This window comes from Streptomyces sp. (genome assembly GCF_050698815.1).
In the GTDB taxonomy this organism is placed as follows: Bacteria; Actinomycetota; Actinomycetes; order Streptomycetales; family Streptomycetaceae; genus Streptomyces.
On record NZ_JBOHCV010000362.1, the window covers coordinates 1 to 11,516 of the forward strand.

An 11,516-nucleotide genomic window follows, 5' to 3' on the forward strand; every position below is an offset into this window, starting at 1 on the left:
TCGCCCACAACGGCTCACTCATCCCCGCCAAGGGCCGCGACATCATGGCCCAGGCCTGGTACCAGGGCGGCGTGTCCATCTGGGACTTCACCGACTCCTCGAACCCGAAGGAGATCGGCTACTTCGAACGCGGCCCGCTGTCCGCGGACAGCCTGGTGGGCGGCGGTACGTGGTCCGCGTACTACTACAACGGCCACATCTACTCCAACGACATGCGGAAGGGCCTGGACGTCCTGAGAATCGACGATCCGCGTACCGACAGCGCCAAGAAGGTCGAGCTGGACGAACTCAACGTCCAGACCCAACCCGAATACCGCTGACCTGACGGTCACCGACCGTGCCTGACGTGCCCAGCAACCGGAGGGATCCGGTTGCAGGGCACGGCCACAGGTCGCGGGGTGGTTCAGGCCTGGCCGGAGGCGGAGTCGGCCGGTCCCGGCCAGTACGCCGGGAAGGCACCGGCGGGCTGCCGGTCGATCTCCAGGGGAGCATCGAGCACATCAGCCGAAGCCGGGAAGGCGGCGTTCGGATGGATGACGGCTTCGGTGATGTCCGGCGCACTCGGGAACCCGGCTGCCGGTTCCCTGTCACCGCCAGCGAGCTGCCCCTCCTGTGACGTGTCGGGGAACAGGTCACGGAACGCCACCGCTCCGCCGTATTCGCGGATCATGCGCTGCGAGTTCTCCTTCGCGAAACGCACCGCCGTGGTCCGCATCGATGTCACGGTTTCGTCGGCCCGGCTCATCAGGTCTCGGACAAGCGGACGGATCTGTGAGGACAGCCGGCTGCAGGCGCCGGCGGGACTCACCACTTCGCCGAGGATGACCCACCAGGCTCCGGCGGCGGCGCCGGTGTTGGCGATGAAGTCGGGAACCACCGTGACCCCTCGGTCCAGCAGCCGCTGCTCGGCCTCGGCGGTGGTCGGCACGTTCGCCGCTTCCACCACGAGCGTGCCGCGAATCCTGTCGCAGTTGTCGGCGGTGATCGAGTACGAGACGGCAGCCGGCACCAGTACGTCGACGTCCTGGTCCAGCCAGGAGTCACCGGGGCGCTCCACGTCGTCGTCGCGCAGCACGGAGCGGTCGATGACACCGCCCGGGCTTCGCGCGGACAGCAGGAGGTCGACGTCAAGGCCTCGCGAGGTGTTGAGGATGAGGCCCTGGGAGTCCGTGATCCCGACGATCTTCACCCCGGCGCGCGCGAGGTAGAGCGCCGTGGATCCACCCATCGCACCGAATCCCTGTACGACCGCACGGGCCGTCGCGGCGGCGATGCGCCGGTGCTCCAAGGCAGCCAAGGCGGCCTCCGCCACGCCGAAGCCGCCCACCAGTTCGGACAGCTTCAGGCCCTCCGTTCGGGTGCTGAACGCCTGCCGGATACGTGCGCGCACATCGGCCTCAGCGGGGGAACGGACCACGGCCGCGTGGAAGGAGGTCTCGTCGATGCCTACCCGTGCGAAAGCCCGGTCGAGCTGCTCCTGCTGCGTACCGAGGTCGCCCGCGGTCACCCAGAAGCGTTCGAGCAGCGGTCGAACCGCTTGCAGGAACCGCTCCCTCACCTCTTCCGCTCGTGGGTCCGCGGAATCGAAGTCGATACCCCCCTTGGCGCCACCGACATGAATGCCGAAAGCGCCCATCTTCAGGGTCATCTCCCGGGCGAGTTCACTCACCTCACCGAGTGTGCACCCCGGCCGCATACGCAGACCCCCGGTGGCGATACCCGTCACCAGCTGATCGATCACGACGAACCCACGAGCGGAGGTCTGGGTGTCGCGCCACGTGACCTGCAGATAAGGCTCATGCTCAAGAACCTGCAATGGCGTCTCGACAGCAATTTGCGTCACTCGGCACTCACCCTTTCCGGTCACTGATAGGCCATTTGCTCTCACGTGCGAGACTTCCACCGACCTGACCTGGGAGAGCAGCGGCCACTGCTACTCCTCAGGAACTGCACAGAATTCTTCCGTTGATTCGAGCCGGCTGCGCGCTCGCGTGCAACCGGCGGCCGTATGGGCAGGTCGAATTGCGCCCGCAGGGCACACGTGTGCTGAGCCCTTAGACGGCGCGCAATAAGGTTCGTTCGGAAATTACGCAGAGAACGCGTCCCGTTGCGTTGTGCGTAGCGCCCACTGTGAGGTCGCGCTTCTGCCCTTGTCAAGACGTCTCTTGGGCTGGTTCCCGAGTCGGTTTTCCACCCACCCGAACGGTCGATTCGACCGGGAGAAAACGCAGCTCAGCGCGGGTCGGCCGAACCATCACGGAAACGCTGAGGGAAAGTCAGCCCCGCCCGGCCGTCACGACGAGGGCCCCCGCGGGCGGTGAACGCGCGCTCTCGTCGTCGCCATCGGCCGGCAGGACCCTCCAGCACGGCCGGGACGCGGGGTGGTCAGCGCCCCCGCAGCTCCCGGTAGCGGGCCACCAGGCCGGCCGTCGAGCTGTCGAGGCCCTCGACGTCGGCGCCCTCGGTCAGAGCCGGTTCGATGCGCTTGGCGAGGACCTTCCCCAGTTCGACGCCCCACTGGTCGAAGCTGTCGATGTTCCAGACGGCGCCCTGCACGAAGACCTTGTGCTCGTAGAGCGCGACAAGCTGGCCCAGCACGGAGGGCGAGAGCTCATCGGCGAGGATCGTGGTCGTGGGACGGTTGCCGTGGAAGGTCCGGTGCGGCACCTGCGCCTCGGCGACGCCCTCCGCCCGTACCTCCTCCGCCGTCTTGCCGAAGGCCAGCGCCTGGCCCTGCGCGAAGAGGTTGGCCATCAGCAGATCGTGCTGCTCAGCCAGCTCTCCCAGCCCGGCCACGGGCCGGGCGAAGCCGATGAGGTCGGCCGGGATCATCTTGGTGCCCTGGTGCAGCAGTTGGTAGTAGGCGTGCTGCCCGTTGGTGCCGGGCGTGCCCCATACGACCGGGCCGGTCTGCCAGCTGACCGGGCGGCCCTCCCGGTCGGTGGACTTGCCGTCGGACTCCATGTCCAGCTGCTGCAGATAGGCGGTGAACTGGGAGAGGTAGTGGCTGTAGGGCAGCACCGCGTGCGACTGGGCGTGGAAGAAGTTGCCGTACCAGATGCCCAGCATGCCCATCAGCAGCGGTGCGTTCGTCTCCAGCGGCGCCGTGCGGAAGTGCTCGTCGACGAGGTGGAAGCCCGCCAGCATCTCGCAGAAGTCCTCGGGCCCGAGGGCGACCATCAGGGAGAGCCCGATGGCCGAGTCGTAGGAGTAGCGCCCGCCGACCCAGTCCCAGAACTCGAACATGTTCTCCGTGTCGATGCCGAACTCGGAGACTTTCCCGGCGTTCGTGGAGACCGCGACGAAGTGCTTGGCGACCGCCTCTCGCGCGCCGCCCAGGCCCGCCAGCAGCCAGCTGCGGGCGGCGGTCGCGTTGGTGATGGTCTCGATGGTGGTGAAGGTCTTCGAGGCGACGATGAACAGCGTCTCGGCCGGGTCCAGATCGCGCACGGCCTCGTGCAGGTCGGCACCGTCCACGTTGGAGACGAAGCGGAAGTCCATGTCCCGCTTCGTGTACGGGCGCAGCGCCTCGTACGCCATCTTCGGGCCCAGGTCGGAGCCGCCGATGCCGATGTTGACGACCGTCTTGATGCGCTTGCCGGTGTGCCCCGTCCAGTGGCCGTCGCGCACCTTGTTGGCGAAGAGGGACATCTTCGCCAACACCGCGTGCACCTTGGCCACGACGTTCTCACCGTCGAGAGTGACGTGGGCCGAGACGGGCGTGCGCAGCGCGGTGTGCAGGACGGCGCGGTCCTCGGTCACGTTGATCTTCTCACCGCGGAACATCGCGTCCCGCAGCTCGGTGACCCCGGCGGCGACGGCCAGTTCACCCAGCAGCCGCATCGTCTCCTCGGTCACCAGATGCTTGGAGTAGTCCAGGTAAAGGTCGCCCACCCGCAGGCCGTACCGCTCCGCACGCCGCACGTCGTTCGCGAAGAGCGTGCGCAGCTGGGTGGCGCCGAACTCGTCACGGTGCTTGGCCAGCGCGTGCCACTCGGGCAACTGATCGAGCCGGGTGCGGCGTTCTGCGTTCATCTGCGATCTTCACCGTTCTTCGTTCTTCGCGTGCGTATTCCGCCGGGCTCCAACCTAAACGACCTACGGCCCGGCCGCGCACACCGTGTGGGTGGTGGCGGCCGGGCCGTTGTCGAAGGGTGTGGCGCGGAGAAACCGCAGGGCTGGGAAGACCGGGAGGCCGGAAGACCAGGGACCGGGAGGCGCCGGGAAGGGGTGATCAGATCTCGCCGCGGAGCTTGGCCAGCGCCTCGGCGAGGATCGCCTCACCGTCCTCGTCGCTGCGCCGCTCGCGGACGTAGGCGAGGTGGGTCTTGTACGGCTCCGTACGGGGCGGGTCCGGCGGGTTCTCCTGATCCGTCCCGGCCGGAAAGCCGCAGCGCGGGCAGTCCCAGGTGTCCGGGACCTGCGCGTCGCTGGCGAAGCTGGGCTGGGTCTCGTGCCCGTTGGAGCACCAGAAGGAGATGCGCAGGCGCGGCGCTGACTCGCCTCGCTCCGCCTCCCCCATCGGCCCCGCTCCGACCCGGCTTCCCCGGATCGCGTTGCCACTTGCCACGGTCGTAACTCCCTGCCTCACGGTGCGCCGGAGCATCGACAGCCAGCTCCGCTGCGGGCGCCCTAGTGTACGTAGGGCCCAACGCGCGTCCAGTGACCGGAGTTACTGCGTCGGCTCCGGACGCGAGCCTCATGATAAGCAGGGTCCGGCGGCTTACGGCAGCTTTCTGCGGGGGCTGTGGGTCAGGTGGTCACCTTCATCAGCACCCCGAGCACCACGATGATGGCGAACCAGATCAGCCCGATCACCACGGTGATCCGGGACAGGTTGCGCTCGGCGACCGAGGAGCCGCCGACGGACGACTGCATGCCACCACCGAACATGTCGGAGAGGCCGCCGCCCTTCCCCTTGTGCATCAGAACCAGCAGCACCCCCAGGCCACTGAAGACGAGGAGGGCGATAGAGAACCCCATGATCACGGCTGGACCAACCTTCTCGGACTGTGCGGATAACTGAATCTGTCGGGACCGGGCGCCAGGCCCGGCCCCGACAGGGTACGACGGGTCGTGGCCCGCCGTCATGCGACTGTGGTGCCGCGCCTGCCTACTGGTCGCGGAAGCGCACGATCTTGACGAACTCTTCCATGTCCAGCGAGGCCCCGCCCACCAGGGCCCCGTCGATGTCGGGCTGCGCCATGATCTGGGCCACGTTGCCGGACTTCACCGATCCGCCGTACTGGATGCGGACCTTGTCGGCCACCTCCCGCCCGTACAGCTCCACGAGCCGGCCACGGATGGCGCCGCACACTTCCTGGGCGTCCTCGGCCCGGCAGGTCTTGCCGGTGCCGATGGCCCACACCGGCTCGTACGCGATCACGATGGCGGCGGCCTGCTCGGCGGGCAGGTCCTTCAGCGCGCCGTCGACCTGGGCGAGGGTGTGCGCGACGTGCTGGGCCGCCTCGCGCACCGGCAGCTCTTCGCCGACGCACAGGATCGGCGTCAGGTCGTGCGCGAAGGCCGTCTTCACCTTGGCGTTGACCAGCGGTTCGTCCTCGCCGTGGTACTGGCGGCGCTCGGAGTGGCCGACGGCGACGTACGTGCAGTGCAGCTTGGCCAGCAGCGGTCCTGAGACCTCGCCGGTGTACGCGCCGGAGGCGTGCGCGGAGATGTCCTGGGCGCCGTATTTGATCTTCAGCTTGTCGCCGTCCACCAGGGTCTGGACGGAGCGCAGGTCGGTGAAGGGCGGCAGCACCGCGACCTCGACGGCCTCAAGGTCCTTGTCCGTCAGCGCGAAGGCGAGCTTCTGCACGTGGGCGATGGCCTCGAGGTGGTTGAGGTTCATCTTCCAATTGCCCGCCATCAGCGGGGTGCGGGTGGTCACGTCGGACGTCCTCCATTGTTCGCTTCTCCGGCGCCCGTGCGGCGCAGACGTGCGGGCATCATCGCTGACCGCGGACCGGCCGCGGCACAGGCTTCACTCACGAGTCCTCCAGCGCGGCGAGGCCGGGCAGCGTCTTGCCCTCGAGGTATTCGAGGCTCGCGCCGCCGCCGGTCGAGATGTGGCCGAACGCCTTCTCGTCGAAGCCGAGCAGCCGCACGGCGGCGGCGCTGTCGCCACCGCCGACGACGGTGAAGGCGGAGCCGTCCAGCAGGCCCTGAGCCACCGCTCTGGTGCCCTCGGCGTAGTCGGGGTGCTCGAAGACGCCCATCGGGCCGTTCCAGAAGACGGTCGCGGCGTCGGCGAGCTTCGCGGCGTAGAGCTCACCGGTCCGGGGGCCGATGTCCAGGCCCATCACGTCCGCGGGGATCGCGTCCGCGGCGACGGTGCTGGGCGCGGCCGGCGCCTTGGTCTTCAGGTCCGGGAAGCCCGCCGCCGCCAGCACGTCCACGGGGAGCACGAACTCCACACCGAGCTCCTCGGCCCGGTCCAGATAGCCCTTGACCGCCGGGACCTGGTCCTCCTGCACCAGCGACGCACCGATCTCGTGCCCCTGTGCCTTGAGGAAGGTGAAGACCATGCCGCCGCCGATCAGGATGCGGTCGGCCTTCTCCAGCAGGTGCTCGATGACGGCCAGCTTGTCGGAGACCTTCGCGCCGCCGAGCACGACCGCGTACGGGCGCTTGACGTCCTCGGTGAGCTTACGCAGCACGGTGACCTCGGTGGCGATCAGACCGCCCGCGGCGTGCGGAAGCCGCGCCGGAAGGTCGTAGACGGAGGCGTGCTTGCGGTGCACGGCGCCGAACCCGTCACCGACGTAGAGGTCGGCCAGCCCGGCCAGCTCATCGGCGAAGGCACCGCGCTCGTCGGCGTCCTTGCTGGTCTCCGCGGGGTGGAAGCGGAGGTTCTCCAGCAGCGTGACACGGCCGTCGGCGGTCGCGTCCACGGTGGCCTTCGTGCCGGCCGAGGCGGCCGGGCCGGCCGCGAAGGCGACGTCCGCGCCGAGCAGTTCACCGAGCCGCTGCGCGACGGGCGCGAGTGAGAACTGCGGGTCAGGGGCGCCCTTGGGACGCCCCAGGTGCGAGGCGACGACGACGCGGGCGCCGCTCTCGGCCAGCTTGCGGATGGTGGGGACGGCGGCCCGGATACGGCCGTCGTCGGTGATGGCGCCTGCCTCGAGCGGAACGTTGAGATCGGCGCGGACGAAGACCCGCCTGCCGGCCACACCCTCGTCGATGAGCTCGTCGATCGTCTTCATGCTTGCTGGACTCCTTGGACTTCAGACCCTCATGGAACCCTCATGGAACAGGGCCCGCCGGACGCGTCGTTGCGCCCTGCGAGCCCTGCCACGGTCTGCCATGTGTCGGCGCTCCGCCGGTGAGGCAGCGGTCAGAGCTTGTCGCCGACGAAGCTGGTCAGATCGACGAGCCTGTTGGAGTAGCCCCACTCGTTGTCGTACCAGCCGACGATCTTGGCCTGCTTGCCCTGGACCATCGTCAGCGACGAGTCGAAGGTGCAGGACGCGGGCCAGTTGACGATGTCCGAGGAGACGATCGGGTCCTCGGTGTACTCCAGGATGCCCTTGAGCTGGCCCTCGCCGGCCTTCTGGAAGGCAGCGTTGATCTCGTCCCGGGTGACCTCCCGGTCCACCTCGATGACGAGGTCGGTGACGGAGCCGGTCGGGACCGGGACGCGCATGGCGATGCCGTCCAGCTTGCCCTTGAGCTGCGGGAGCACGAGGGCGGTGGCCTTGGCGGCGCCGGTCGAGGTCGGGATGATGTTCTCGGCGGCGGCGCGGGCGCGGCGCAGGTCCTTGTGCGGGAAGTCCAGGATCTGCTGGTCGTTGGTGTAGGCGTGGACGGTCGTCATCATGCCCTTGACCAGACCGAAGCTCTCGTCGATCACCTTCGCCATGGGCGCCACGCAGTTGGTGGTGCAGGAGGCGTTGGAGATGACGTGGTGCTTGTCGGCGTCGTACTGCTCCTGGTTGACGCCCATCACGATGGTGATGTCCTCGTCCTTGGCCGGGGCCGAGATGAGGACCTTCTTCGCACCGGCGGCCAGGTGCTTGGCCGCGTCGTCACGCTTGGTGAAGATGCCGGTGGACTCCACGACGATGTCGGCGCCGAGCTCGCCCCAGGGCAGCTTGGCTGGGTCACGCTCCGCCATCGTCTTGAAGGTCTGACCGCCCACCGTGATCGTGTCGTCGGTGTGGCTGACCTCCTGCTTGAGGCGGCCCAGGATGCTGTCGTACTTCAGCAGGTGCACCAGGGTCGCGTTGTCGGTCAGGTCGTTGACACCGACGATCTTGATGTCCGCACCCTGCTCCAGCAGAGCGCGGAAGTAGTTGCGGCCGATGCGGCCGAAGCCGTTGATGCCTACGCGGATCGTCACGAAACCGATCTCCTCGTTGGTACGCCGGTACGGACACCGGCAAGCTGTATGGGATGTCCCCGACCGTTTCCGAGCCTACCGCGCTCGGCTGTCAGTGGTGACATCGGCTTCCTGGCCGGGCCCCCCCCCGCCCCCGGGCGGCGGGGGCGGGGCGCCCGCCGCCCGGCCCGGCTCAGCCGACCATCTCCTCCGTGAGACTGGTCTCGGTGCCCGGAAGGCCGAGATCCTGCGCACGCTTGTCGGCCATCGCCAGCAGCCGCCTGATCCGGCCCGCGACCGCGTCCTTCGTCAGCGGGGGGTCGGCGAGCGCGCCCAGCTCCTCGAGCGACGCCTGCTTGTGGTCCATCCGCAGCCGGCCGGCCGCGGCCAGGTGCTCGGGCACCTCCTCGGCGAGGATCTCCAGCGCCCGCTGCACCCGCGCGCCCGCGGCGACGGCCGCCCGCGCCGAACGGCGCAGATTGGCGTCGTCGAAGTTGGCGAGCCGGTTGGCGGTGGCGCGGACCTCGCGGCGCATCCGCCGCTCCTCCCACGCGAGTACGGACTCGTGGGCGCCGAGCCGGGTCAACAGCGCGCCGATGGCGTCACCGTCCCGGACGACGACGCGGTCGACGCCCCGCACCTCGCGCGCCTTCGCGGCGATCTGCAGCCGCCGGGCCGCACCCACCAGCGCGAGCGCCGCTTCCGGCCCGGGGCAGGTGACCTCCAGCGAGGAGCTGCGCCCCGGCTCGGTCAGCGAGCCGTGCGCGAGGAAAGCGCCGCGCCAGGCGGCCTCGGCGTCGCAGGTGGCCCCCGAGACCACCTGCGGCGGCAGGCCGCGGATCGGGCGGCCCCGGCTGTCGACCAGTCCCGTCTGGCGGGCGAGCTGGTCACCGCCCGCGACCACCCGTACGACGTAGCGGCTGCCGCGACGCAGCCCGCCGGGCGCCATCACCACCAGGTCGGAGGAGTGTCCGAAGATCTCCAGAATGTCCCTGCGCAGCCGCCGGGCAGCGATGCCCGTGTCCAGCTCCGCCTCGATCACGATCCGCCCGCTCACCAGGTGCAGGCCGCCCGCGAAGCGCAGGATCGACGAGACCTCGGACTTCCGGCAGCAGGTCCGGGTGACGGTGAGCCGAGAAATCTCGTCCTTCACCGCAGCCGTCATCGCCATGGGCCGATCCTTCCGTGCATCCGAAAAATACGGTCATACGCAGCGGCCAGCAGCTCCGGGTCGTGCCGGGCGGAACCCGCCCCAGGGCTCTCGCCCTGGGAGGCACCCCCGACCGCCGCGACGGGCGACAACTGTGCTGTTGCCCCGAGTCGCTCGGCGGCTTCGCGCAGAGAGTCCTGATCAGGCACGGCACCTTCGTCGGCCAGCACCACGTCGAAGGCGAGTTTAGGGGCGTGTCGGGCCAAAACCTCCAAATGACGCTGCGGAGAAAACCCATCGGTTTCGCCCGGCTGCGGTGTGAGGTTGAGCGAGAGCACCTTGCGGGCCTTGGTGGCGGTCAGCGCGTCGAGCAGTCCGGGGACCAGCAGATGGGGGATCACCGAGGAGAACCAGGAGCCCGGGCCGAGCACCACCCAGTCCGCGTCGAGCACCGCCGTCACCGCCTCGGCCACGGCGGGCGGGTCGTGCGGCACGAGGTGCACCTGCTGCACCTCGCCCTTGGTGAGCGCGACGGTGGCCTGCCCGCGCACCGTAGACAGCTCCTCGGGACGGTCCGGATCGTGACCGCGTACGAGGGCCTGGAGCTCCAGCGGCACGGCGGACATCGGCAGCACCCTGCCGTGCGCGCCGAGCAGCTTGCCCACCAGATCCAGTGCCTGTACGTGGTCGCCCAGCTGCTCCCAGAGGGCGACGATCAGCAGATTGCCCACCGCGTGATCGTGCAGGTCGCCGCGGCTGACGAAACGGTGCTGGATGACCTCCGCCCAGGTGCGGCCCCAGTCGTCGTCGCCGCACAGCGCCGCGAGCGCCTTGCGCAGGTCTCCGGGGGGCAGCACGCCCAGCTCGTCCCGGAGCCGCCCGCTGGAGCCGCCGTCGTCGGCGACGGTGACCACGGCGGTGAGGTCACCGGTGATGCGGCGCAGCGCGGTCAGCGAGGCGGACAGGCCCGCCCCGCCGCCGAGCGCCACCACCTTCGGCTGCGCGCCGCGGTGCGGGACGCGCGCGCTGACCAGGCGTCGCAGCCGGATGGTCCTACGCGGCATACGCGTTGCTCACGTCCTCATTCACGTCCCATGTCCCGGTGCACCACGACCGTCTCCACCCCTGCGTCGGACAGCCGGCGGGCCAGTTTCTCCGACACCGCGACGCTGCGGTGCTTCCCGCCCGTACAGCCGATCGCGATGGTGACATAGCGCTTGCCCTCCCTGCGGTAGCCCGCCGCGATGAGCTGGAGCAGCTCGGCGTAGCGGTCCAGGAACTCCTTGGCGCCGGGCTGGTTGAAGACGTAGTGGGAGACCTCCTCGCTGGTGCCGTTGTGCGGGCGCAGCTCGGGGACCCAGTGCGGGTTCGGCAGGAAGCGGCAGTCGGCGACGAGATCGGCGTCAACCGGGAGCCCGTACTTGTACCCGAACGACATCACCGTGGCGCGCAGCTCGGGCTCCTCGTCGCCCGCGAACTGGGCGTCGAGCTTGGCGCGCAGCTCGTGCACGTTGAGACCGGAGGTGTCGATGACCAGGTCGGCGTCGCCGCGCAGCTCGCGCAGCAGGTCCCGTTCGGCCGCGATGCCGTCGACGATCCGGCCGTCGCCCTGCAGCGGGTGAGGGCGGCGCACCGACTCGAAGCGGCGCACCAGCGCCTCGTCGCTCGCCTCCAGATAGACGATGCGCCGCTTGACCTGCTTGTCGGCCAGGTCGGCCAGGGATTCCTTGAGGTTGTCGAAGAAGCGCCGCCCGCGGACGTCGACCACCACGGCGATACGGGCCACGTTGCCCTGCGAACGGGCGCCGAGGTCGACCATCGTGGGGATCAGCGCGGGCGGCAGGTTGTCGACCACGAACCAGCCCAGGTCCTCCAGGCACTTGGCGGCGGTGCTGCGGCCCGCGCCCGACATCCCGGAGATGATCACCAGCTCGGGGATCGCGGCCTCGTCGGCCTCCGTCACGGTGCCCGTACTCATCTGTGCTCCGTCTCCCGGCTCGCCGCTCATGTCATCCGTCCCCCGTCGTCGCGTCTCATGCATCTTCA

At 69.4% G+C, this 11,516-nt stretch carries 10 protein-coding genes and 1 pseudogene; 1 reads left to right on the forward strand and 10 read right to left on the reverse strand.

Features of this window, described 5'->3' with window-relative positions:
* Positions 1-320, forward strand: a pseudogene (locus ACRDP3_RS13205) (hypothetical protein); the annotation flags it as partial.
* Positions 321-403: 83 nt separating this feature from the next.
* Here the strand turns inward: ACRDP3_RS13205 and ACRDP3_RS13210 are convergent.
* The 10 genes from ACRDP3_RS13210 to rapZ all read right to left on the reverse strand — a co-directional run bounded on the left by ACRDP3_RS13210 (position 404) and on the right by rapZ (position 11,448).
* Entirely contained in the window at positions 404-1,903 is a 1,500-nt protein-coding gene (locus ACRDP3_RS13210) for a Glu/Leu/Phe/Val dehydrogenase dimerization domain-containing protein (RefSeq protein ID WP_431517101.1), read from the reverse strand.
* 482 nt (positions 1,904-2,385) lie between these two features.
* Complete coding sequence (pgi, locus tag ACRDP3_RS13215; RefSeq protein ID WP_431517102.1) at positions 2,386-4,035, reverse strand: glucose-6-phosphate isomerase; 1,650 nt, start codon at positions 4,033-4,035, stop codon at positions 2,386-2,388.
* Positions 4,036-4,234: 199 nt separating this feature from the next.
* Positions 4,235-4,570: an RNA polymerase-binding protein RbpA gene (locus tag ACRDP3_RS13220; RefSeq protein WP_431517103.1), complete on the reverse strand. Its 336-nt coding sequence runs from the start codon at positions 4,568-4,570 to the stop codon at positions 4,235-4,237.
* A gap of 182 nt (positions 4,571-4,752) precedes the next feature.
* Entirely contained in the window at positions 4,753-4,983 is a 231-nt protein-coding gene (gene secG, locus ACRDP3_RS13225; protein WP_431517104.1) for a preprotein translocase subunit SecG, read from the reverse strand.
* Between the two features lie 130 nt (positions 4,984-5,113).
* A complete protein-coding gene (tpiA, locus tag ACRDP3_RS13230; RefSeq protein WP_431517105.1) occupies positions 5,114-5,890 on the reverse strand; it encodes a triose-phosphate isomerase in 777 nt (258 codons plus the stop codon).
* Positions 5,891-5,987: 97 nt separating this feature from the next.
* Positions 5,988-7,205 (reverse strand): phosphoglycerate kinase, encoded by a 1,218-nt coding sequence (locus ACRDP3_RS13235; RefSeq protein WP_431517106.1) that lies wholly within the window; start codon positions 7,203-7,205, stop codon positions 5,988-5,990.
* A gap of 131 nt (positions 7,206-7,336) precedes the next feature.
* Positions 7,337-8,341 carry a type I glyceraldehyde-3-phosphate dehydrogenase gene (gene gap, locus ACRDP3_RS13240; RefSeq protein WP_431517107.1) on the reverse strand — a complete coding sequence of 335 codons (1,005 nt, stop codon included), beginning with the start codon at positions 8,339-8,341 and terminating at the stop codon, positions 7,337-7,339.
* Between the two features lie 172 nt (positions 8,342-8,513).
* Complete coding sequence (gene whiA / locus ACRDP3_RS13245) at positions 8,514-9,491, reverse strand: DNA-binding protein WhiA (protein WP_431517108.1); 978 nt, start codon at positions 9,489-9,491, stop codon at positions 8,514-8,516.
* Positions 9,482-10,534, reverse strand: a complete 1,053-nt coding sequence (locus ACRDP3_RS13250) for a gluconeogenesis factor YvcK family protein (RefSeq protein ID WP_431517109.1) — start codon at positions 10,532-10,534, stop codon at positions 9,482-9,484. Before ACRDP3_RS13250 ends, whiA begins: the two co-directional genes overlap by 10 nt.
* 17 nt (positions 10,535-10,551) lie before the next feature.
* On the reverse strand, positions 10,552-11,448 hold the full coding sequence (gene rapZ / locus ACRDP3_RS13255; RefSeq protein ID WP_431517110.1) for an RNase adapter RapZ: 897 nt from the start codon (positions 11,446-11,448) through the stop codon (positions 10,552-10,554).
* Positions 11,449-11,516 lie beyond the last annotated feature (68 nt).